We start from the raw sequence: 23,774 nt of genomic DNA on the forward strand, positions 1-23,774 counted from the left end.
TTAAAGAATTAATAATTAGTGATTCACATTTCAAGGATATTTGCCTTGAGTTTGTACGCACTGCTGCAATTCATCTTATCTTCATCGAGTATCTTAATGTCGCTTAAACTTTTTAAACCCTGTTTTTCAGCAGTTTTTTCAATTCCCATCTTTTTATCAGTATCTATTTCCAAAACATGCGCTTCGAGTTCTTTTATATCTGAAAGACATGCAGCTACCGCCCTGTGGTGTCCGTCAACTAATATATATTTTTCATTGTTATTTGTTTTTATAACAATTATTGGTTCAGCAAGGCCCCTCTTTAATTCATAAGCCCGCCCATAAAGCTCATCCTCATAAACCGTAGCTTGAGTGGGTACCAAATCATCAATTTGAATTGTTTCTCGTTTTGTAGTTACTTCGAATCCCAAATTTATGTAGGAGTTTACAATTTTTTTGAGCTTTTTTGGAGTGGTTTTTTCAATTTGTGACCTTATTACATCAGTATTTGTAATGATTCCAAGAATATTATTGTTTTCGTCGACTATGGGAAGTTTTGAAAATCCTGTTCTGAACATTATCCGTCCAACATCCATTATTTTATTGTTTGGCTTTGTAACGATCATTTCATCCCTTGGAGTCATGAATTCACTTACTTTAATCGATTCATCCTTTCCGATAAGATCGTGAACAGAAACTATACCTTTAACTTTTGAATTAACTACAACTGGAAACGTATCGTGGGTAGTTTCCTTTACAAGCTTTATTATATCTAAAACCGTAGCATCGGGAGTTATAGAGTGAACCTTTTTTGTCATGTACTCTTCTGCATAAACCATGATTCCTACCTTTTTTTGTAAAGTATTTCTCCATTTTTTAAATTCACAATCTCTAAAATCCTGTGAAAAGGAATGTGTGTTTCGTCAAAAACAAGAAAAGAGTCTTCGATAACGATATTTTTCAAGGGGACTGATTTTTCATCGTTTTCTGCACCCCTGTGTAGATATTTTATTAGATAATCCTCAGAATTATAGTCTGGATGCCATAACAACTTATTTATAAGTTCTTTTAGCATTTTATCAGAAATTAATCCTGTCCAGCAGGTTCTTCTTCTTCGATACCCATTGTTTCAAATATTTTTGCTTGAATTGCTTCTTCCACAAGCTTTCTTAAGGACTGTTTATCTGAAACGGATTGGAATATACCAAGTTCTACACTTGCTGCTGCTGAAGCCTGATGGCCGCCGCCGCCAAATGCTGTTTTCATGATGTTTCCAACATCAATTCTCAAATCTTTTGTTCTTGAACTTATGTGGATTTCATTTTCGGCGATTCCAAAGATACATGTCGTGTTTATGCCTTCCATTTTAAGCAGAAACTCTGCTGCTCTTGGTAATGCATCCCTATTTTTTAATGTTCCAACATATGAGAGTGCAAGATGTCCTTTAATGATTTTTCTATTCATTATAGCTTTTCCGAGGATTTCCATGGTTTCAGTGTCCATGTCAGGATTTTCGATCATCTCTAAAACTTTTGGATCCATTAATCCTTGTAAATAGCTTGCAGCTTCAAAATCTTTTTTGGAAGTTTTTCTCTTGAAATAATTTGTATCCGAGGTTATTGCATAGTATAATGCAGTTGCCAAGTCCCGGTTTGGAGCAATTTCAAGCTCGAGTAAATATTTTGTTAAAATAGTAGCTGTTGCACCAATCTCGGGCAATATGTCCATATATTTTGCAACAATATCGCTGTCGTTGTGGTGATCAATTATTACAGATAATTTTGAATCCTCAACATCGATAGGAAGAGTTTTTGAGCTTGAAGAATCCACAACCGCAATAGAGCAGTATCTAGATAAGTTTATTTCGTCGATGGGGTTTAACTTTATGCTGAGTAAATTTACCATGGCTTTGTTTTCGTCGTAACCGATTTTTCCGCCGTATGCAATCTCTGAAGAAACACCCCATTTATCAAAAATAGTTTTTAGTGCCATTGCACTTGCCATTGCATCGGGGTCGGGGTTTCTGTGCATCAGTATCAAAAAAGGAGCCTTGTGATTTTCCTGTGTTTCATCTTCTTTTTCGGAGTAATGATCGTTAAAAGATTTTTTAGCAGCATTTGCTATTTCCTTTAATTCTGACAATTTTCTTCTTAATTTTGACTTTTCTATTTCGTTTACGGCGTCTTTTGCAGCACTTTCGAGAGGATAAATTATTTTGTTTATATCTAAGCCATTATAGAGTTCAGGATACTTTATAATGCCCCTTACAATGAGGTATGCTTTTGTATTCAATTCTGAAATTATTTCTACAACTTTCCTGTTTACTTCGTAGTCATTTGTAAGAACTAAAATAGTATCTGCGTCCTTTACTTTAGCTCTCTCTAAAACATCTAATTCGGAAGCATCACCAATTACATAGTTAAAATCTCCATTTTCAAGAGATTCAAAAACAGCTTCATTTTTATCTATCACGGTTACTTTATCAATATTTTTAGCGTTATTTACGACCTTACGCCCTAAAGAACCATAGCCTATGACTAAAATCATAATATGCCTCCGAAAGAGAAAATTATTAAGTTAAGTTAGATTTGAAAATTCCGAATAATAGTCCATAACTACATTTAACGTAATGGGTATATATTGTTGACGTTTCGTCATTTGTATAAATGCGGTTTAATGGACTACATTCCCCAAAATATATTATTTTCGATCTTCTGCTTCAATTCCATGTATCGTGAAAGGGCTTCTTTTTCGTCGCCCCTCAATTCATCCTTGAATTCATGGTGTAACTTCCTTGCCTCAGGTTCTGGCACTTCGACATACAGTATATCGTTTTCTTTTGCGTTTCTACCGAGAACAATATTTCCATCAATAGAAACTGGAACTTGCATACCAACTTTTGCTTCTTTTATATTTTCCTGCTGGCTGTCCCTCATTTCCTTAACGTATCCGAGTTTTTTTCCATCTTCAGACATTATGGGGCTTCCAATTTTTAAAGTACCGTATAATACCTCAACACCACATACTGCAGGTTCTTTCTGCCTGAAAATACAGTTTGGAAGAATTTTAATCATTGCAGGTTTTGTTAATCTGTTTATTTCATCAGATTTCATTAATTCTTCCATTTCTTTTGTCCATTCTTCGTATTCTTCAACTAATTTATAGATAATTTTTCCTTCAAGTAATTTAACGTCTGATTTTTCAATTTCAGCTTTTGCGTCTGCGAGTACTTTTGTGTTAAAGGAAATTATAAGCCCATTTAAAGGGTTTGATGAAGCGTATGATGAAGCTTCGATAACATCTTTTTTAGAGATGTCGCCAACTTCAGCCTTTTTGATTTTAGCATTTACTTTTCTAAGTTCATTTGCAAGAGCTTCCAAAGAACCCATCGTATCTGCTTTTATTATGATTCCTTCATCATCAGTTAAAATTGTAAATTCCTCAACTTCCTGAAGAACTTCTTCTTTTGCAGCATCCACTTGATTTTTTGGAACAATTCTTAAAGGGCTTCCTGCAATAACACTATCTAAATCGGGTGCAGATATTTTAACTCCTGTTGCCGCAGAAATCTGTTTTGAAGGTTTAAATTTATCCTTTGGATCCCTCATTTCATCGAGTTCTTTTGGTTTTAAAAGTGCTTTGATTTTTGATACAATAACGCCATCAGGATTTCCAACAACTAAAAAATCACCAGTTTTTGCAATTCCATCGTAAATTATCGCATCGATTGTTTTTCCAAGACCTTTTTCTTCTTTTAATTCCAAAACTGTACCTTTTGCATAACCTTCAACGTTTAAAGCCAGTTTTTGTTCTAAAAACTTCTGTGCTAACCCAGAAATGATAACAAGTAAATCTGGAACTCCTTCACCGGTCATTGCAGATACTGGAACCACATTTATTGTTTTTGTAGTATCTTTAACTCTTGAAAACAGATCTGCATCGAATCCAAGTTCATTTAAGTGTTTTATAATATTTTCATATAGCCTTATTTCAAACTCAGTCATTGCATTTGGATGCTGGTTTTTTTCGTTGAAATTTAAGATAAATGGGCCTTCGCTTGAATTCCAGCCTGGAATCCTGTCCACCTTGTTTGCAGCAACTATGAAAGGTGTTTTGCACTGTTTCAAGATATTTATTGCTTCAATAGTTTGGGGTTTAAATCCTTCATTTATATCCACAACAAGTATCGCAATGTCTGCTAAAGCTCCGCCTCTTTTTCTTAATGAGGTAAATGCTTCGTGTCCTGGCGTATCGATAACTAAAATTCCAGGAATGGACAAATCTGCCTTAAATAATCCTAAAAGGTCCTTTGAAACTTTTTTTATAGTGTTTATTGGTATCTCACTTGCACCAATATGTTGGGTGATTCCTCCTGCCTCCCTCTGAGTAACCCTTGTTCTCCTAATTTTATCTAAAAGGGAAGTTTTTCCGTGGTCAACGTGACCGAGAACACTCACAATTGGACATCTTAATGCCATAAAAATCACCAGTCAATTTTAATTCATAAAATCTGTGTTTCATCCAAGTACAAATTATAAAGTTGATAAAAATCCGAAACAGAAGTTAGTAATCTAAATATTATATAGTTTACGAACAAACCCCAAAATAAAAAATGGCTAAATATTGTTATTTATATATTATTTTCCAAAAAATAAGTTTATTTCACGTTCTGCACTTTCTAAACTGTCAGATGCATGAATTATATTTGCTGGAGTGTAAAGTCCAAAATCGCCACGAATGGTTCCAGGTTCTGCACCACAAGGACATGTGTTTCCAAGCATTTTTCGAACTGTTGAAACTGCCCGCTCCCCGTTGATAACCATTGCAACTATCCTTCCAGAAGTCATAAAATTAATCAGTCTTTCGTAAAACTCTTTTCCCTTGTGTTCGCCATAATATTCTTCCGCCATTTCGGGCGTAAGTGTTAACATTCTCATTTCAACAATTTCAAAGCCCCTATCTTCAAACCTCTGAATTACCCTTCCAACAAGCTTTCGTTCGACAGTATCTGGTTTTAATGCCACAAATGTTTTTTCAACTTCATTTCCACATACCATAGTATCCCCTTAAGTTTTAACTTTAAAATATTCCTTAAAATAATATTTTAGATATAATTAGTTATACGCATAACTTTTAAAAATACTTAACACAAAAAATCAGGAATATTGAAATAAAAGATAAAAACACCATATGTAAAAACATTGATTAATTTCATTGAGATCATAAAAATAAAAACTACCGGTGATTGAATGATAACAATAATTATGGGCAGTAAAAGTGATGTAAAAATTGCAGAAAAGGCGGTTTCTATTTTAAAAGAGTTTGAAATCGATTATGAAGTACGGGTGGCTTCAGCACACAGAACTCCAGAATTAGTTGAAGAAATTGTTAAAAATTCAAAATCAAAAGTATTTATCGCAATTGCAGGGCTTGCAGCACATTTACCGGGAGTTGTTGCAGCAATGACTACAAAACCAGTTATTGCAGTTCCAGTTGAAAGTAAAATGGATGGACTTGATGCACTTTTAAGCGCTGTTCAGATGCCTCCAGGAATTCCTGCTGCTTGCGTTGGAATTGATAGGGGAGAAAATGCCGCAATTTTAGCTGCTGAAATGCTCTCCATTTCGGATGAAAAAATTGAAAAAAAATTAGATGAATTTAGGGAAAAACAAAAACAAAAAATATTTTCAGATGATTTAGAAGTTTCCGAACTTTTTAAAAATTAAATTAAAATTCCACGTAAATATCTTTTCCTTTTTTCATTGCGTTTGCCAAATCCTTTCCGATTGCAGTTTTTTTACTGATATTTACCGTACCGTTTGAACTAACCGTTGCAGAACATACGTACTCACCTTCGACGTAAACCTTGATATTTGCACCGATATAGTCTTCGCCAAGTTCAACAATGACGTGTTTTCCAGTTTGAGTCAGTTTTGTACTTTCGTAGTCGTTTATAAATTCGTAAGTTTCAAAATCTTTTTCGTGTTCTACAGATTCGCTCTTTTCCCTAACACTTATACGTAAACCCGTTATTTCTTCGAGTTTTGAGATTTCTTTTCCGCCTTTTCCAATTATTGCAGGAATGAACTTTTCCAAAACTTTTACTTCAACAGTGTTGTTGTTTACGACTTTAATATCAGGTCTTGACTTTTTTGGAAGATGTTTTTTCAAAACTTCTGAAATTTTTTCTTCTGCATATGCTAAAACTGGACTTTTGGTCTCAGTTGTTTCTTTTATTGGCATTACTACGACTTGCTCCCCGTAAGTGTATATTTCGTATTCTGGAGTTTTCGTCAAAAAGTCGACTACTTCAATTACGGGCCTTGCTAAATCTGCTTCTTTCATTCCGTGTGGAACCTTAACATTAAATTCCACTTCGTAGACCTTTTCAATCTTACCATTTTCAATGAAAATTACAGTATCCACAATTTGTGGAATTATACCGAGTTCTACTCTTCCAATAAGCCTTTGAATTGAATCTATTGCTTTTGAAGCATGGACTACTCCAACCATTCCAACTCCGGCCATCCTCATGTCAGCAAATATCTCAAAATCCCTTGTTTTACGAACTTCATCGTATATCGTGTAATCCGGCCTTACTAAAAGCAAAATATCGCAAGTTTTTTCCATGCTACCTTCAAGTGGTGCATACTGAGTAATTTCATTTCCAACTTGTAAATCCCTTGGACTTTCCATTGTTTTTACGATTTTATCCATATTTTTGTATCGTTCAGCAAGTGCTGAAACAAATGTAGATTTACCACTTCCGGGAGCCCCTGAAACAAAGATACCTTCTGCAGTGTTTAGCCGTAATTTTAAATCTTCAGAAAGGTTGTAATCTTCCAATGACACTTTTGTAATCGGTCTTACGGCAGTAACTTCCAAAGCTTCTGAGAAAGGTGGTCTTGCAATTGAAATTCTCAAATTTCCAAGCTGAATTACCGTTGCTCCTCTTCTTTCAATTTCGACAAGTCCGTGATTTTGCTCAGTATATTTTAAAATATTATCAATTATTACTTTTATTTCGGACCTATCCATTATTTCATCGGCAAAAGGAATTAATTTAACTTTTCCAGGTCTTCCTTTTTTAACGTAAGGTAAGCAGTTTTCTTTTAAGTGAACTGAACTTGTAATTTCATCAAAATATTCAACTAACTTTAAATCCACCTTTTCTTCATGAACTTTTAAGAAATGTGCATTGATATTCTGGGCAATTGCAAGATTATACTGTATCCTGTCACTTGTAAAAAGTATTGAATTTGTATCTTTTGCAACTTTTCTAATCATTGCATCTATTTCCCCGGCCTTTGCAAGCGAAACTTCGCCCGTTGAAGGTCTCTCCCCGTAATATTCTAGTACCATTTCATTTTCTTTTGCAACTTTAACAAGTTTTTTTAATTCTTCGATCCCAAAATACCCGATTTCTCGCCCTTTATTTGCCTGTGCCTCTAATTCTGAAATTACTGCTTCTGGAACTATTATTGTGCATTTTTCAATTGTTCCATCAGATATCAATTCAGTAATTCTTCCGTCAATAACCACGCAGGTATCTACTGTGATATTACATTCTTTAAACTTCATAATCTCATTTAAATTTTGATTAAACTCTTCGACAGCCATAGTCTCACCATAAAAACGATAAAAATAATTAAATTTTAAAAAATAATTTAAATTAAGTATTAATCTAATTTATTCCCAACAACAGTAGATTTTCCAGTACTTAAATCAATTTTATTATGGAAACATGACATATAACCTTCATGGCATGCCCATCCAGTCTGTTCGACTGTAAATAGAAGTGCATCTCCATCACAGTCTCTAAAAACATTTATTATTTTTTGAACATTTCCACTTTCTTCGCCCTTTCTCCACAGTTTATCCCTGCTTGTGGAGTAGTAATGCATGAATCCAGTTTCAATTGATTTTTCCAAAGATTCTTCGCTCATAAATGCAGTCATTAAAACTTTTCCAGATTTATCGGTTGAAATTGCGAGCAATAACTTCTTTCCTTCGATATTTCTAAATTTTAAATCCATATTTTTTACAATTTCTTTTATATCTAAATCCATCATTTTCCCAAATTCATTTTGACTATTTTATTATTTCGTATCCCGAATTATTTGCTTTTGTAGAGATAATTTCGCCGTCAATTCCAAATTTATCAAAGATTTCATTCGAAATTTCGGTTATTGTATCTTTATCCCCTAAAGAATAAATTGTTGGTCCAAAACTTGAAATTCCACTGTAAGAAACGTCTTGAAGCTTTGATAATAATTGTTTTAAACTTTCTTTTTGAAGTCCAACTTCTGCACGTTTGAATCCCAAATTTTGAAGTTCATTTACTGCCATTCCAAATGAATTAAAGTCTTTTTCAATAACTGCTGGCATCATTTTCATCAAAACTAGCCTGCATATTTTTTGAACGTCTTCTGATGGAACCGGGCAGAATTTTCTAAATATATCAACTTCCCTGTCTCCGCAGACCTGCTCTCCTTTTGGAATTGTTAGCACAATATCCCAGTCAAAATCGTGTCTGAATAATACTGGAGAGGGTTTTACATCCTTTGATGCTGAAGAAGGTCTAAAATCAATTTTATCTTTTCCTTCACCAAAAGTATGGCCCCCATCAACAATAAATCCACCGGTCTCAAAAGCTGCCACACCAATTCCCGAAGTTCCGCCTCTTCCAGTAATCTTTGCCAGTGTTTCTGCGTTTAAATCTTGACCGTAAACTAAAGAAGTAATCTTTCCAGTAGAAAGCGAAACCTGTGTTCCACTTCCAAGTCCAGAATGGGATAATATTGCTTCATTTATTTTTAAACTTATTCCATCTTCTCCAATAATATCGAGAACATTTCTTGCCGCATTTTTAATCCTTGATTCCAGATTTTCTCGGTCTTTTTCGTCAATTTCAATTTTAGAGTCTAGTTCTATCTCACTACTTTCTTTTCCTTCGATTTGAAAATTAGGGTAATCCAGAGCAACGCCTACTCCACCATCGACCCTTCCAAGTTCTCCATTTAAATCAATTAATCCCATATGTATTCTGGAAGGAGAATTCAACTTCATTAAACTTCACCTTTAAATCATTGCCTCTATCAAGTCGCCCCTTGTTACAATCCCGACCAATTTTTCGCCTTCGACAACAGGTAACCGCTTTATTTTATTTTTTACCATTGTTTCGGCAGCTTCAGTTATTGGAGTTTCTGACGATACAGTAATTACTTTTTCAGCCATTGCTTCAAAAACTTCTGATTTCAATGCATTCTCCATATCTCCCCTAAATTCTTCAATTTTTATCGCTGTTTTTAACGGTAATTCAATCAGATCAAAAGGAGATGGAAGTACTAGACTAAATCTCTCGTCATGCGAAGTTATAGCCTTAATTATGTCACTCTCAGAGAGAAGTCCAACCAATTTTTCGCCTTCGACAACAGGTGCACCACTTATTTTATTTTCCCTAAATATTGAAATTGCTTTTTCAATATTGTCGTCTTTGTTAAGTGTTATTGGCCGTTTCATTACATCTCTAACAAAAATCATTCTTCCACCAGATTATTTATCAACAAATATATATAATCCATGATTGATATAGCTACTAGATATATTGGTGGTAAAATGTATATAAGGATTAACAATGGCGTTACAGAATGTAACATCAGATTGGTAGGAACTGCACACGTATCTGATGATAGTATTACTGAGGTAAAGAACGCTATCGTCGAAACAGATCCGGAATTAGTAGCTATTGAATTAGATAAAGACCGATTTGTAGCCATGTTTCAAAACAAAAAAAATGACGTGGATTTAAAATCGGTCATAAAACAGGGCAAGGTTGGAATATACATAGTGCACTCCATCTTAGCAAACTTCCAGAAAAATATCGGGGAACAATTTGGGATAAAACCTGGAAGCGAAATGAAAAAAGCCACCGATCTTGCGATACAATACCAAAAACCAATTTCATTAATTGATAGACCGATAAACATTACATTATCTAGAACAGTTAATAAAATGACGTTTAAAGAAAAGTTTGACTTTGTAATTGGTCTTTTAACTGAACAAAACGTTGAATTGGACGAAAAAGCAATTAATGAAATGGTATCAAATGCTGATGATTTAATTTTACTTTTAAAAGATATTTCTCCTTCAATTTACGAAACCCTTGTTAATGAAAGAGATAAATATATGGCAAAAAATCTCTTTGAAGCAAGCAAAGGAAAAGAAAATATTGTTGCAGTAGTTGGCGCTGGGCACGTTCCAGGAATTAAAAATTACCTCAAAAAAATGGAATCTGGAGAAGACATTGACTTAAAATCTTTAATGGATGTAAAAAAAAAGTCAAATATTTTAGGTAAAGTAATTTCAATTGCAATTCTATTAATAATATCATATGGATTTTGGACTGCATCATCAAATCTCGAAGCATTGAAAGCATTAACCTTAGAATGGGTCTTGATAAACGGCTGTCTTTCATCACTTGGTGTTTTTGTAGCTCGTGGAAAAATTCCAACAATTATTGCAGCGTTTTTAGCGGCCCCCATCACATCATTAATCCCTGTAATCGGTGCAGGCTATGTTGCAGGCTTAGTTGAGCTTAAATTTAGGGATGTTTCTTTCAATGATATTGGAGCAATGCTGAATACTGAAAGTTTTAAAGAATTAATGGAAAATCAAGCTATGAGGGTTCTTTTAGTTGCTGCACTTGCAAATCTTGGGAGCGTTATTGGAACTTTCTATTTTATACCGAGATTTTTATAAATATAACTTTTTTTGCAGTTGCATTAAAAAAAATTAAAAATTAATTTTTTATATTGTTGTTTCTTCTGCTGGTTCTTCAGTTGTTTCTTCTGCTGGTTCTTCAGTTGTTTCTTCTGCTGGTTCTTCAGTTGTTTCTTCTGCTGGTTCTTCAGTTGTTTCTTCTGCTGGTTCTTCAGTTGTTTCTTCTGCTGGTTCTTCAGTTGTTTCTTCTGCTGGTTCTTCAGTTGTTTCTTCTGCTGGTTCTTCAGTTGTTTCTTCTGCTGGTTCTTCAGTTGTTTCTTCTGCTGGTTCTTCAGTTGTTTCTTCTGCTGGTTCTTCAGTTGTTGACTTATTTTCAGAATCTGACACTTCGATTATGGTTTCTTCTTGACTTTCTGTTGTGGCTGGTTTTGTATATGAATAATCAGGGTATTCTATTTCAAACTCCACAACCTCGTTTGAATTAATATTTTCTTCGATATCTTCTGCATATATTCGTATATTGTGTGTTCCGTAGCTGATATCATCTATTGTTCCAGTATAATATCCCGAATTTTTTGTTAGAGTAAAACTAATTGTTCCATCGAGCATTACCATTACAGAATCAATTTCAGAATCGTCATCCGTAACTTGAACTTTTATAAATATGCTCGAATCTTCTTCAAAAGAATCTGCATTTTCAGGTTCTATTATTTCAACGTCTGGAGGAGTAATATCTCCTTCATTTATCTCAAATGTAACTTTTTGATTATAATTTGAGTTTCCAGCAATATCTGTTGCAAATATCCACAAAGTGTGAACCCCCCACTCCAGATCATCCAAAATATTTATGTAATAACCACTGCTTTCGATTAAATCAATATTGTAGCCATCGAGTCTTGCATAAACCGAATATAGTTCTGATTCATCCGTAACTTGAACTTTTATTGATACTTCAGAGCCTTCAGCATAGGATTTTGCAGTTGGTGAAATAATTTTAACATTTGGGGGGGTTGAATCAGGTGCGGATATTGAAAATACTCTTGATACCAAAGAATTCGTATTTCCCAGATTATCTTCTGCATATATCCGTACCGTGTGCTTCCCGTAGTCCAAATTATTCAAAGATTTAGTGTAAGTCGTTCCAGTTTTTATTGGTATTTCTTTATAGTTATCATCTATTTCAAACACGACTGAGTGAATTCCAGAAGTATCATTTACAGATACGTTTATTACAACTGTTTCATTTTTATTGAAGAATGTATTTTCTTTTGGAGAAATAAAGCTTACAATTGGAGGGGTTGAATCAGGTGCTAACGGAATATAATCTATATTTTCAAAATTAAGTTCATAATATGATTCAGAAAGTATATCTCCGTTAGAATCTTGATTTACTGCTTTTTGACTAAATCCTGTGCCTTCTGGAGCGTACCATACATTTCCTGCAGTAAATTCGCCACCCAAAATATTACTTCTATTCATTGTTGGAACATTCCAATAATTTTCACCAGAATCTTTAAAACGCACATTTATTGAATTATTGAACAAATTATCGTAGATCGTGTTATATTCTGTACCAAATTCAATTGAAATTCCTGATTCTAAATTATTTAAAAAGTTATTTTTAAAAAGTACGTTCAAATCCGAATTCCAAAATGTAACTCCCTTGGAGTTTTTAGAAATTTTATTTTCTGATATTGTATTTTCAAAAGTTTTCCAGGAATAAATTCCAGAATCCTCGTTTTCAAATATACTATTACTTTCAATCTTGTTAAATTCAGCTTCTCTTGCCAAAATACCATTATTTTCATTTTGATATATTTCATTAAATATTACAGAATTATTTTGTGAATCCCATATGAAAATACCGTTATCTTCATTTTCAAAAACGTTATTTCCTGAAATAAGATTGTTTTTTGAATTTAATAGCTCAATTCCATTGTAAATGTTATTATTCACGGTGTTTTTGGTTACATTATTAAATTCAGACCCGTCTAAAAATATTCCTGAAGTAACAATTCCGATGACTCCGTTTTCATATACTAAATTTTCAGAAACATCGTTATTTTTTGAATTTAACACATAAATTCCATCATATGTATTTCCAAATACTTCGTTATTTGAAATTTTACAGTTCTCTGCAGTTTCAAGAACGATTCCGTAATCAAAATTTGAAATTACCCCGTTTTTTAAAAGTACGTTATTTCCAGAAACCGTAATTCCCCATCCTTCATAATTTCCAGAAATCGAATTTCCTTTTAAATCAAGTACAATATCGCTTCTATTAATTATAATACCATCAGATACATTTAAATCAGTGGTTAGTTCAACTGTTCCATTTTCTGGCACGTTATCTACTGCATCTCCAATAGAATTATTTGATTCTACAAATAAACCGCTTTGATACCAATAATGAGTAGTATTTACATAAATCGTGGTATCTTCCGCAGATATTCCTGAAATGGCCCCCAAAATTACCATTAAAAGAAATATTTTAAAAATTTTCATTCGAACCCCCTCTTCGAATCGTATATTGAAAACCCCCAAATTCGATATAACTATTACAATTATAATTTTCTAAAACGCTATTATTATAGCTTATTGTTAAAATAAAGGATTAATTTACCCCGTAAAATAAATTAAACCAAAAATATAGAATTAATCGTGCGATAAAAGAATAATTGTTTAGAGGTTTGAAAAAACCGAATTGTAAAATATAAAAAAGTAAATAATTATTCAAAAAATTTAACAAACTCTAGGTATTGGGTCGCCCATTGGTGTGTCAACAATTCTTTTTCCAACAATTGTTTCCATTAGTACCCCTTTGTGTTCAGAAGTCACATTTCCAATGATTTTGGCGTTTTTCCCAAGAGGATGTGCCTTTAAAATTTCAAGTATTTTTTCTGAATCTTCTGCTTTAACAGACATTACAACTTTTCCTTCATTTGCAACCGTTAAAGGATCGATTCCAAGTGCCTCACCAATAGCCTGAACTTCATCGCTTATCGGGATCTTATCTTCATGGATCAATATCCCTAAATTACTTTTTTCCGCCATTTCGTTTAATGAATCTGCAAGACCGCCTCTTGTAGGGTCTTTCATTGCATTAATTTCAAATCCTGCATTTAAAACGCTTTGAACGATTCCATTTACCGGAGCCACGTCTGACTTTAAATCAGATTCAAATTCAAATCCTTCCCTTGTAAGAAGTATGGTAAGACCATGTTCCCCGATATTTCCAGTAACGATTATTACATCGCCTTCTTTCATTCCACAATCTCTTACAGCTTTACCAGAATCAACAAGACCTATTCCTGCAGATGAAATGATTATATCATCAACATTTGAAACTTTTGTGTCGCCAGTAATTATTGCAACCCCTGCTTCTTTACAAGCTTCATTTATGGATTTCATTATTTTATCCAACTTCTCAATATCAAAGCCTTCTGGAAGTACAATTGAAAGGGAAAGTGCAACGGGTTTTGCACCCATTACTGAAAGGTCGTTTACAGTCCCACATACTGAAATCCTACCGATATCTCCGCCTGGGAAAAATATTGGATGTACCGTGTGCCCATCAACAGTAAAAACTATCTCCTTATCCTCAAGAGGTATTGTTGATGCGTCATCTAATGATTCAAGACCTATTCCGCCTTCGATCTTGGTATTTTCTAAGTTACCAAGTATTGTTTCCTTAATTAACTTTTGCATTACGGTTCCGCCAGCACCGTGCATCCGTGTAATATTCATGCGATCAACTCCAAATTTAAACTACACATAATAGGTCATGTTATTTTTTATTGGTTGCGATATGGTTTTAATGCTGAATATTTCTTATAAGAAATGAAATTCCTGTTACAAATAACAAAATATATAATTGATAATTCACATAATATTTTAAAATGATATTATAATAAAAATTTTACCAATTCTATTTCTTATAAGATATGGTCGTGTAATTATGAACGCATTTTCTTTTTTAAAATTGGAGAAAGGTACTGAAAATACCATGGTAATCGATAAAGGATTATCCCCAGACTTTATTAACGATTATCTAAAAGTATGTGGAAAATATATCACTTTTGCAAAATTTGGATGGGGCACAAGCGCTGTTCAACCCAGAAATGTCGTTAAGGAAAAAATTGAAAATTACAAAAAATATGGCGTTAAACCTTATCCTGGAGGAACGCTCTTTGAAGTTTGTTTTTCGAAAAATGTTTTTGATGAATACTTAAAAGAATGTAAAAACCTCGGATTTGAATGTGTTGAAATATCGGACGGTTCAATGGAGTTAAAACCTGAAGATAAGGACTACGCAATAAAACAGGCAAAAAAATCAGGTTTCATTGTTCTTTCAGAAGTTGGAAAGAAAAATATCGTTTTAGATGGCGAACTTGAAATCTATGAAAGAATAGAACTCGTAAAAAAAGACCTTGAATCAGGTGCAGACTTTGTAATAATTGAAGGCAGAGAAAGCGGAAAATCAATCGGGCTTTTTGATGAAAAAGGGAATGTAAAAAAGGAAGAACTGGAAATACTTGCTGAAAACTTAGATATGTCTAAAATAATGCTTGAGGCACCTCAAAAAAATCAGCAGGTTGAATTTATATTACGTTTCGGGAATGAGGTAAATCTTGGAAATATTTCATTTGAAGAAGTAATTTCACTAGAAACTCTGAGAAGAGGATTAAGAGGGGACACTTTCGGAAAAATTTAAGTTAAAAAGGTGTAACTCATGAATATTGAAGAAATTAAAATTATTGGTGGATTCAACAAGTGCGGAGAATCTGAAAAAGTAAACGAATTAGTTGTAAAACGAGGAGAAATTTTCGGAGTAGTTGGACCAACAGGAAGTGGAAAATCTAACTTAATAAGCGATATTGAACAGCTTGCTCAAGGAGATACCCCCTCTTCACGAAAAATACTCGTAAACGGAAACGTTCCAGATATTGAAATGAGAAGAGATCCAAGAAAAAGAAGAATTGCCCAGCTTTCGCAAAACATGAACTTTTTAGCAGACATGAGTGTTGAAGAGTTTTTAATTATGCATGCAAAAAGCAGAGGCATGGATTCTGAAGGCGTTGTCGATAAAGTAGTCGATTTGGCAAACCAACTTACTGGGGAACCGATTAAAAAAGACTATAACTTAACAATACTCAGTGGTGGACAGTCAAGAAGCTTGATGGTTGCAGATGTTGCAGTTATCAGCGATTCACCGATTGTTTTAATTGATGAAATCGAAAATGCAGGAATTAAAAAGCACGAAGCACTTGAACTTCTTGCAGGATGCGGAAAAATTGTCATGGTAATTACGCACGACCCGGTTCTCGCATTAATGACTACACGGCGGGTTGTTATGAAAAATGGTGGAATGACCGAAATTATTGAAACCACCCCTGAAGAGAAAGAAGTATCTCATAGATTGAGTGAAATTGACAGCTGGATGCTTTCAATGAGAGAAAAAGTAAGGCATGGCGAAAAATTAAACTTAAAAGACATAGAAACTCCGGCAGTTTCGGGTAATTAACTAAACTGGATGTGAAATATTGAAAATGATAATTGTTGCAGGAACTCCGGGTGCAGGAAAAACTTCCGTGATGACCCACACAATAAAACAGCTTGTAAGCAAAGGAAACAGACCGGCAGTCGTTAAAATTGACTGTTTGTATACTGATGATGACACCAGATACGGAAAACTTGGAATTCCGACACTCGTTGGTTTAAGCAAAGATATGTGTCCAGACCACTTTGCAATTTATAATTTAGAAGAAATGGCAGAATGGGCTGAAAAAGAAGGCGTTGATACATTGATTATCGAAACTGCAGGTCTCTGCCACAGGTGTGCGCCATACACCGAAAACAGCCTTGGAATTTGTGTAATTGATGCTACATCTGGTCCAAACACCCCTCGAAAAGTTGGACCTTTTTTAACGAGTGCCGATGTTGTTGCAATAACCAAAGGCGACATCATTTCACAGGCTGAAAGGGAAGTTTTCAGAGAAAGAGTTCTTGAAATGAACCCAAAATGTACCATATACGATGTAAACGGGCTTAGCGGACAGGGTTGTGCAGAAATTTCTGAAGAAATAATGGAAGCAAAAGATATCGTAGACCTTGAAAATGAAGAATTAAGACATAACGCTCCACTTTGTGTCTGTACTTTGTGTGTTGGAGAAACAAAAGTTGCTAAAAAGCACCATAGGGGTGTTTTAAGAAGAATCGATGGGTTTACCAAATATATTGGTGAATAACATGGAAAACATAAAAGAAATTATAAAACTGCTTCCAGGATATAACTGCAAAGCATGTGGGTTTAAAAGATGTGATCTCTTCGCAGAAAAAATCCTTGAAGGAGAAACCCCTGAAAACTGCCCATCATTATTCAAAGAAGAATTTAAAGGAAACATTGAAAAAATAAAAGAGCTTGTATCAGTTTTAGAACCTCTTGAAATTAAAAAAACATGTGCGCCTAAACCCGGACTTATTGGACTTTTGGATGGATATGAAGCTGACTTTTTACTTGACCCGCTTCCAAAAGAGCATTCTTGCAGGGAAACACTCATAATTCTTTCAAAAAATCCGATAAAAAAGGGCGATCATATTAAATACAGACCGTTAGGATGCCCAATTCCCCATTTTGCTGAAATAATCGATGATAGCCACGGCATGTATGTTGTACATTTAGAAGGACCATGCAACCGGTTTAATTCAGAAAAAATAGAATATATTGAAGTTGGAATTGCACTCGTTGCTGCATTTGAAGGAGTTTACAGAGGTAAAACTCCCGAAGTTGGAAAAACAGTTAAATTTATTCCAACTCACTGCATGATGCAGAAAGTCCACAGCGGCGTTGTCGTTGAAGTTGAAGGAAACAGGGTTTTAATTGAAGGAATTGATTTAAAAGTATGGTAATATAATATTTAAAAACCATAAATTTCTTTTATTTTGGAATTTGCATGCCTTAAAACATCTTTTAACGGAATATTTAAATTTTCCGCAATTTTTTTCAAATCTTCAAATTCGGGTTTTATATTTACGATTTTCCCATTTAAATCAGAGATTTTCACGTCAAATTCAAAATCAGTTTCATTTATATTGATTTTTACTTTTTCAAGTCTTCGTTTAGCCCTGATTTTATCATAATGGTTAATCCTAACTCCAAGAGTTCCGGTTTCTTCGATTAAAATTTTTGCATATTTTTCATGGGTGTAATATGGGCATATCACAGAAATCATACTCGATGGCCGATTTTTTTTACCAAATACTGGAGTTATAAATACATCGGGTGCTCCTTCGTTTAAAAGCCGCTCAACAGCGTATGCTAAAACTTCTGATGAAATATCATCAATATTCGTCTCTAAAATTACTGTTTTTTCAATTATTTTTTCATCGGTTTTTCCTTCAACTAGCCTTAAAACATTTGGAATATTTTCCATTCGTTTAGTTCCGGCACCGTATGCGGTTTTTAAAAGAATTATTTCTGGGTATGAGTCTGTAAATTCATCTGTAACGTTTGAAAGAATTGCAGCCCCAGTTGGAGTTAACAATTCAAAGTCAGAATCTACTTTTGAACATTTTAATTCGTGTTTACATAAAATTTCAAGTGTTGCAGGTGCAGGACTTGAAATAATTCCGTGATCCATAGATATTCTTCCATTTCCAAGTGCAGGTGGGGTTGAATAAATTTTTCCGTTTAAAAATCCATTTTTTTCTAAAATTAATACTGGTAAAACTATGTCAAAAACCGTATCTAATGAAGATATCTCGTGTAAATGAAAATGATGCCCGTGAAGCTTTTCTTCTGCTTCAATTAAATCATTTATAATATTTTCACAAATTTTAACTCCTTTTTCGGACATTTTTAAATTTTTAGAAGTATTTACAATAATTTCTTTTAATTTATCTGGATTTTTTATCTTTTCTTCGTCAATTCCAATTTTTAACCGTTTTGCAGAAATTCCGTTTACTTTTTCGTCCATTACGGATATTTTAAATGAGTTACAACTGTCTAATTTTTCTAATTCCAAAATCACTTCATCCATTAAATCGTAGGAATTTGTAAGTGCGAGTAATGATGAAACAAACATGTCTCCAGACATTCCTGCAATTTTTGGGTCAATTACTAAAACTTTTGTCATATTATCACGAGATAAACTGTTAAAAATAATTATATTTCTTAAAATTTAAATATTTTTAAAGCATCTGACTTTTTAAAAAAATAAATATCTTTTTTTGTAAAAGTTGAATGCAATAATTAAAAAAGTATCTTTGAATAAGGTAGTATTGATAATTATTTTGAAATTCCAAATTTCGATAAATTAATATATTTGTAAAATATATCGAAAAGGACCTTCCGAGAAATTCTGAAATATAATTGTGATAAAATGTACATATTTAAGATTGCATACGATGGAAAATTAAGCTTTCAAACACAGCCCCATGGAGAAACCGTCTGTGACAAAATTTCAAATGCACTTTTGGACTGCGGATATTTAGATAACAAGGATAAAGTTCCGCTTTACCACGGCGGAAGAACTGATCGAGGAGTAGCTGCACTTGGAAATTACGTGGTTTATGAAATGGACAAAAAACCCGTACTTCCAAGAGTTCAGTCTAAACTTAAATGGGACGGAATATGGGTTTTGGGATGTAAGGAGATTGAAATTTTTCCAGAAATTGAACATAGGCACTACCAGTACACATTACCAAACAAAAACCATGATGTCGAATTAATGAAAAAGGCATCTGAAAAACTAATCGGAACACATTATTTCCAGAATTTATCAAAAAGGGATAAAACAAAGGTAAAAGATCCAGTTCGGACACTTTACGACATTAAAATATCCTCAAATGACTACTTTATTACCATTGATATTTTTGGAGAGAGTTTTCTCTGGAACATGGTTCGAAGAATTATTAGGCTCCTTTCAGATATTGGAAAACACAAAATCGAGGATCCTGAAAAATTTATCGAATTAATCCTATCGGAAGAATACAAAAAAGGTTACCCCCCATCTCCTGCCGAAGGTTTAATACTGGTCGACGTCAAAACTAATATTGACATTGATTTGGATAGTTATGTTATTAGAAACTTAAAAAATAGCTGGGAAAAATCCCTGAACAACAGTTTGATGAGACTTGGACTCTGTAAAACCGTTTTATCGAAAACCTGAAAAGAGTGATATTGTGAAGTACATCTCCTCAATAAGTGTCGACATATCCTCAAATGATGTCGAAGCAAGCGAAGTTGTTAATGAGAAAGTAGAGAGAGAACTCCAGTTGGAAATGTCAAAAATTGGAGTAAAATCCACAATTACAAACGTCACTGGAGACGACATTGTAATTTCATCCTTTGTTTCTGAAGATAAAATTGAAGAAGTTAATAACATCGTGTTTAAATTACTTCACAAACACGCTGAAGGTTTTGAAGACCTAAATGGGGTTTCAAAAGATCCTGAAACTGCCGGTGAAGGTGTTTCGTACGCACTTTCTAAAACAACGTCAGAATATGGGGATTCATTGATTATCGGGTTTGATACTTACTGCGGTGAGGATTTCGTAAATGAAGCAGCTATTTTTGTTGAAGAAATCGGAAAAAAATTTGGGCACGATTCATCTTCGAGTGTTTCAGATTCACCTAAAAAAATTCCAGGAATTGGATATTCTGGAGTTTCTACCGATGATCCGGTTGTAGTAATTACCCTTGAAAATGTAAGAGATTTGAAAAAAATTGCAGGCATGATTTATGGCGGCCTTTTGGGATTTGAAAACGTTTACTTTGTTAAAAGAGGATCTCCAACAAACATTATGCCCCCGGGAGTAATTTATACAATGACTGCCTTTTTAAATGGAAATGCTATCGATCTATACAACGGAATAAAAAGAAAAAATAACCTGCTATAAATGAAAAAAAGTTGAAAATATGGACGTACAATTTGCAATACTGGCATTTACATCATTATTTTCCATATTAAACCCATTTGGAGTAATTCCAACGTATTTAGTTCTTACTAGCCAGTACTCCAAAGTTGAAAAAATCAAGATAATACGAAAATCCATGCTTGCAGCGTTTATAATCCTTATGATGTTTGCACTGCTTGGAAATCAGATTATCGGGTTTTTTGGAATTTCAATTCCTGCAATCAAGATTACGGGTGGAGTTTTACTCTTTTTGATTGCACTCGACATGATTCAGGGAAACACGTCTAAGGTAGAAAAAAGCCCTAAACTTGAATCCCATTTAAAAAGCCATGCTGAAGAAATTGAAGAAATGGATGAAATCGCAATAGTTCCGTTAACTGTTCCTTTACTAACTGGTCCAGGTTCTATCAGCGCAGTTATTGCCATGATGGCACAGACGAGTGATTTTGATGGAAAAATTTCGGTGATAATTGCAATATCACTTTGTATAATCATATCTTACTTTGTGCTCAAGTTTTCAAAAGATCTGGAAAAAATGCTCGGTAAAATAGGATTTAAGGTACTTACAAAAATGATGGGTCTTGTACTTACCGCAATATCTATCCAAATGGCCCTTGATGGAATATTAATGGTCTTTGGATAACTTCAAAATTATAATTTTTATTTCCTACTTTTTTTTAAATAATAGTATTATATTCTAAAAAAATAAAAAGCCCGTTTTAATGAATTCCTAGTAGTGGACCAGAAATATTCCAAAATCCAAATAATATAATTATTATCCCGCTAATTAATGGCAGTTTGTTTATCTGTTCGTTTTTGACGTATTTTTCTAAAAAATCTTTGCTTTTAACAAATAGTATCGAAAATAACGCAATACTCGCTGCAAGGCCTATGCTAAATACTAATACATAATAAAACCCATCAAATATCGCATTGTTGGATATGCTAAATAACAATACTGCAAGAGCTGCAGGACATGGAACCAAACCTGCAGACAATCCAATAGCTATTGAACTTTTATTCGTGTCAATACTGTGTTCATGAGGGAAATAATAGCTTTTAACAATCCATGCTCCAACCAATAAAAGAATAACTCCACCAAGAACTTCCATTACTGTAGTTACATATCCAATGTTAAAATATTCCACCATATAGATTGAAAACAATCCTAGGAGAAATATGATAACTACGTGAGAAAACAGGATTGTAAAACCAAGGGTAAGTGATTCTTTAAGATTTGCATCTGTTCCAATCACATAAGCTGCCATTATAGATTTTCCGTGACCCGGTTCAAGTGCGTGCATGGCACCAAGTAAAAAAGCTGAAAAACATATAATAAACTCCATAACAATCACTTTTGATAACTTTTTCCTTAAAATTTGAGTAATACTAAATTTCAAATAACAAAATCTGTCGATTCTTAATATTACAATTTTATAGATATTTACAATAATTTAATATTTAGTATTACTTTATTTTTTATCAATATAAATACATGATTACTATGAAGTTTTCATAAATAGTACTAAATAATTAGTTAGATAGTGAAATATCATTAAATAATATTTTAAAAAAGTTTTTTAATATTAAAATATAACAAAATTTATTTTTAAAATTATTTAACCAGTATTCTCATTCCAATAAGCAGTAAAGCTATTCCAAATATTTTAAGAAGAGTTATTGGTGATTTTTGGATCCCAAATATTCCAAAATGATCAATTAATGCACCACTTATCAATTGAACTCCAACAAAAATTGAAAATGCAGAAAGCGCTCCAAGTTCCGGCACTACAATTAATGAAAGCAGAACAATAATTACACCCATAATTCCTCCGAGAAGATAAACCGGATTTATTGCAGGTACTTTTGAAAGCTGTTTAATCGAAGAAGGATCACTAATTAAAATTATTAACCCAATTAAAAAGAGTCCAATTAAGAAATTTACAAATACTGCATTTTTAGAACCGATATTTTGTCCCAATTTTGAATTTACTATCGGTTGAAGTGATGCTACAAATCCAACAACAATTGCAAAAATTAACGCCCAAGTCTTATCCATAAATTTCCCTTTAAAAATAATAAAAATAGATCATTATTCTTTTTTGTAGTATACAGTCTGCGTAGGGAATGCAAATTCGATATTCTCTTTTTCAAATTCTTCTTTGATTTTTATATTTACTTCATCCTTTGTATTTAAGAAGAAATCAAACCCGAAATCCCTTACAAAGTATTCCACCCTTAAATCAAGTGAAAAACTTCCAAATTCAACGAATGAAACCCTTATAGGATCTACAACTCCGTGATGATCATTTAAAACGTTTTCTATTATTTCTTTTGCACGTTTTACTTTGTCAACAGGTGTATCATAAGTTAAACCAATTGTTGCTTTTACCTGTCTTTTTCTCCGTTCTGAGAAGTTTTCAATTTCAGTTTGGACGATGTTTGCATTTGGAACAGTGATTATGGTATCTCCAAATGAACGAACCCGCGTACTCCGGATTCCAACTTCTTCTACAATACCCTCCTTTCCGCCCCAGTTTATCCAGTCGCCCAGTTTAAAAGGCCTGTCAACAATTATAATAAATCCAGCAATTAAATTTTCGATTGTATCTTTTGCAGCAAGCGCAACTGCCAAACCACCGATACCAAGTCCTGCAAGAAGTGCTGAAATGTTATAACCAACATTTGATAAAATAAGCAGCAAACCTGCAATAAAAATCAAAAATTTGACCAGTTTTCTCATTAAAGGAACAAGCTGGTCGTCGAGTTTATTTTCTGACTTTTCAACAATTGGAACCACATAATTTACAATTATATCATCCACAATTTTAAGTAAAAATAAAACTCCTGCAAAAGTTAGTGCTACCGTTAAGGATTCATTGAGCCACAAAGCTAGATGATCAGGTAAAACTAAATTTTTTAAGCCATACTTAAAAAATAAAACAAAAACAACAATTATTAACGGAATTTCTACTGCATCAAGTACTACATCATCTAATTTAGTCTTTGTTTTTCCTGCAAGAACTCGTACATACTTATTTAAAAATATGTACATTACTTTTCCAAAAAATATTCCAAAAAATATGAATATTAAAAATATCATGTATGAATACAATGTATTTCCAAAATATAATTGATCTAACGCCATAATTTCA

24 protein-coding genes are annotated in these 23,774 nt (G+C 33.4%); 9 read left to right on the plus strand and 15 right to left on the minus strand.

Features of this window, described 5'->3' with window-relative positions:
- Nucleotides 1-23 precede the first annotated feature (23 nt).
- The 5 genes from MMARC5_RS07040 to MMARC5_RS07060 form a co-directional block, all read right to left on the minus strand.
- Nucleotides 24-818: a CBS domain-containing ParB/RepB/Spo0J family partition protein gene (locus MMARC5_RS07040; protein WP_011869135.1), complete on the minus strand. Its 795-nt coding sequence runs from the start codon at nt 816-818 to the stop codon at nt 24-26.
- 5 nt (nt 819-823) lie between these two features.
- The gene (locus MMARC5_RS07045) at nt 824-1,054 is read right to left on the minus strand and encodes a DUF504 domain-containing protein (RefSeq protein ID WP_011869136.1); all 231 of its coding nucleotides are present in this window, start codon (nt 1,052-1,054) and stop codon (nt 824-826) included.
- Between the two features lie 11 nt (nt 1,055-1,065).
- On the minus strand, nt 1,066-2,526 hold the full coding sequence (locus MMARC5_RS07050) for a DHH family phosphoesterase (protein ID WP_011869137.1): 1,461 nt from the start codon (nt 2,524-2,526) through the stop codon (nt 1,066-1,068).
- Nucleotides 2,527-2,660: 134 nt separating this feature from the next.
- A complete protein-coding gene (gene infB / locus MMARC5_RS07055) occupies nt 2,661-4,457 on the minus strand; it encodes a translation initiation factor IF-2 (protein WP_011869138.1) in 1,797 nt (598 codons plus the stop codon).
- Nucleotides 4,458-4,616: 159 nt separating this feature from the next.
- The gene (locus tag MMARC5_RS07060) at nt 4,617-5,036 is read right to left on the minus strand and encodes a nucleoside-diphosphate kinase (protein ID WP_011869139.1); all 420 of its coding nucleotides are present in this window, start codon (nt 5,034-5,036) and stop codon (nt 4,617-4,619) included.
- A 192-nt stretch (nt 5,037-5,228) separates the two neighbouring features.
- Between MMARC5_RS07060 and purE the strand changes: the two genes are divergently transcribed.
- On the plus strand, nt 5,229-5,705 hold the full coding sequence (gene purE, locus MMARC5_RS07065) for a 5-(carboxyamino)imidazole ribonucleotide mutase (protein ID WP_011869140.1): 477 nt from the start codon (nt 5,229-5,231) through the stop codon (nt 5,703-5,705).
- Between the two features lies 1 nt (nt 5,706).
- Here purE and MMARC5_RS07070 read toward each other — a convergent pair whose 3' ends face one another.
- Genes MMARC5_RS07070 through MMARC5_RS07085 form a run of 4 tightly spaced genes read right to left on the minus strand, consistent with a single transcriptional unit; the run spans nt 5,707 to nt 9,522 of the window.
- Nucleotides 5,707-7,599: a PINc/VapC family ATPase gene (locus MMARC5_RS07070; protein WP_011869141.1), complete on the minus strand. Its 1,893-nt coding sequence runs from the start codon at nt 7,597-7,599 to the stop codon at nt 5,707-5,709.
- A 59-nt stretch (nt 7,600-7,658) separates the two neighbouring features.
- Complete coding sequence (gene hisI, locus MMARC5_RS07075; protein WP_011869142.1) at nt 7,659-8,048, minus strand: phosphoribosyl-AMP cyclohydrolase; 390 nt, start codon at nt 8,046-8,048, stop codon at nt 7,659-7,661.
- Nucleotides 8,049-8,070: 22 nt separating this feature from the next.
- Nucleotides 8,071-9,048, minus strand: coding sequence for a beta-ribofuranosylaminobenzene 5'-phosphate synthase (locus tag MMARC5_RS07080; RefSeq protein WP_011869143.1), 978 nt, complete (start codon nt 9,046-9,048; stop codon nt 8,071-8,073).
- 12 nt (nt 9,049-9,060) lie between these two features.
- A complete protein-coding gene (locus MMARC5_RS07085) occupies nt 9,061-9,522 on the minus strand; it encodes a CBS domain-containing protein (RefSeq protein WP_011869144.1) in 462 nt (153 codons plus the stop codon).
- Nucleotides 9,523-9,597: 75 nt separating this feature from the next.
- On the opposite strand from MMARC5_RS07085, the gene MMARC5_RS07090 reads away from it, so the two are divergent.
- Nucleotides 9,598-10,740, plus strand: a complete 1,143-nt coding sequence (locus MMARC5_RS07090) for a TraB/GumN family protein (RefSeq protein ID WP_011869145.1) — start codon at nt 9,598-9,600, stop codon at nt 10,738-10,740.
- A gap of 48 nt (nt 10,741-10,788) precedes the next feature.
- On the opposite strand, the gene MMARC5_RS07095 is transcribed toward MMARC5_RS07090, so the two are convergent.
- The gene (locus MMARC5_RS07095) at nt 10,789-13,206 is read right to left on the minus strand and encodes a NosD domain-containing protein (protein ID WP_011869146.1); all 2,418 of its coding nucleotides are present in this window, start codon (nt 13,204-13,206) and stop codon (nt 10,789-10,791) included.
- A 237-nt stretch (nt 13,207-13,443) separates the two neighbouring features.
- On the minus strand, nt 13,444-14,448 hold the full coding sequence (gene hypE / locus MMARC5_RS07100; RefSeq protein WP_011869147.1) for a hydrogenase expression/formation protein HypE: 1,005 nt from the start codon (nt 14,446-14,448) through the stop codon (nt 13,444-13,446).
- Nucleotides 14,449-14,659: 211 nt separating this feature from the next.
- Between hypE and comA the strand changes: the two genes are divergently transcribed.
- The 4 genes from comA to MMARC5_RS07120 are packed head-to-tail and all read left to right on the plus strand — an operon-like array spanning nt 14,660 to nt 17,610.
- Nucleotides 14,660-15,415, plus strand: a complete 756-nt coding sequence (comA, locus tag MMARC5_RS07105) for a phosphosulfolactate synthase (RefSeq protein WP_048058512.1) — start codon at nt 14,660-14,662, stop codon at nt 15,413-15,415.
- Nucleotides 15,416-15,433: 18 nt separating this feature from the next.
- Entirely contained in the window at nt 15,434-16,225 is a 792-nt protein-coding gene (locus MMARC5_RS07110; RefSeq protein WP_011869149.1) for an ATP-binding cassette domain-containing protein, read from the plus strand.
- 25 nt (nt 16,226-16,250) lie between these two features.
- Nucleotides 16,251-16,949, plus strand: a complete 699-nt coding sequence (locus MMARC5_RS07115; RefSeq protein WP_011869150.1) for a GTP-binding protein — start codon at nt 16,251-16,253, stop codon at nt 16,947-16,949.
- A gap of 1 nt (nt 16,950) precedes the next feature.
- On the plus strand, nt 16,951-17,610 hold the full coding sequence (locus MMARC5_RS07120) for a (Fe-S)-binding protein (RefSeq protein ID WP_011869151.1): 660 nt from the start codon (nt 16,951-16,953) through the stop codon (nt 17,608-17,610).
- A gap of 8 nt (nt 17,611-17,618) precedes the next feature.
- Here the strand turns inward: MMARC5_RS07120 and larC are convergent, their stop codons facing one another.
- Nucleotides 17,619-18,836: a nickel pincer cofactor biosynthesis protein LarC gene (gene larC, locus MMARC5_RS07125; protein ID WP_011869152.1), complete on the minus strand. Its 1,218-nt coding sequence runs from the start codon at nt 18,834-18,836 to the stop codon at nt 17,619-17,621.
- A 246-nt stretch (nt 18,837-19,082) separates the two neighbouring features.
- On the opposite strand from larC, the gene truA reads away from it, so the two are divergent.
- The 3 genes from truA to MMARC5_RS07140 are packed head-to-tail and all read left to right on the plus strand — an operon-like array spanning nt 19,083 to nt 21,262.
- Complete coding sequence (gene truA, locus MMARC5_RS07130) at nt 19,083-19,871, plus strand: tRNA pseudouridine(38-40) synthase TruA (RefSeq protein ID WP_011869153.1); 789 nt, start codon at nt 19,083-19,085, stop codon at nt 19,869-19,871.
- 13 nt (nt 19,872-19,884) lie between these two features.
- On the plus strand, nt 19,885-20,601 hold the full coding sequence (locus MMARC5_RS07135) for a hypothetical protein (RefSeq protein WP_011869154.1): 717 nt from the start codon (nt 19,885-19,887) through the stop codon (nt 20,599-20,601).
- A gap of 19 nt (nt 20,602-20,620) precedes the next feature.
- Nucleotides 20,621-21,262 carry a MarC family protein gene (locus MMARC5_RS07140; RefSeq protein ID WP_011869155.1) on the plus strand — a complete coding sequence of 214 codons (642 nt, stop codon included), beginning with the start codon at nt 20,621-20,623 and terminating at the stop codon, nt 21,260-21,262.
- A 76-nt stretch (nt 21,263-21,338) separates the two neighbouring features.
- Here MMARC5_RS07140 and MMARC5_RS07145 read toward each other — a convergent pair whose 3' ends face one another.
- From MMARC5_RS07145 to MMARC5_RS07155, 3 genes are all read right to left on the minus strand, one after another.
- Entirely contained in the window at nt 21,339-21,965 is a 627-nt protein-coding gene (locus MMARC5_RS07145; RefSeq protein WP_011869156.1) for a HoxN/HupN/NixA family nickel/cobalt transporter, read from the minus strand.
- A 269-nt stretch (nt 21,966-22,234) separates the two neighbouring features.
- Nucleotides 22,235-22,678 (minus strand): DMT family transporter, encoded by a 444-nt coding sequence (locus MMARC5_RS07150; protein ID WP_011869157.1) that lies wholly within the window; start codon nt 22,676-22,678, stop codon nt 22,235-22,237.
- Between the two features lie 33 nt (nt 22,679-22,711).
- Nucleotides 22,712-23,767, minus strand: coding sequence for a mechanosensitive ion channel family protein (locus tag MMARC5_RS07155; protein WP_011869158.1), 1,056 nt, complete (start codon nt 23,765-23,767; stop codon nt 22,712-22,714).
- Nucleotides 23,768-23,774 lie beyond the last annotated feature (7 nt).

It is taken from the genome of Methanococcus maripaludis C5 (genome assembly GCF_000016125.1).
Classification (GTDB): domain Archaea; phylum AGJL01; class Methanococci; order Methanococcales; family Methanococcaceae; genus Methanococcus; species Methanococcus maripaludis_D.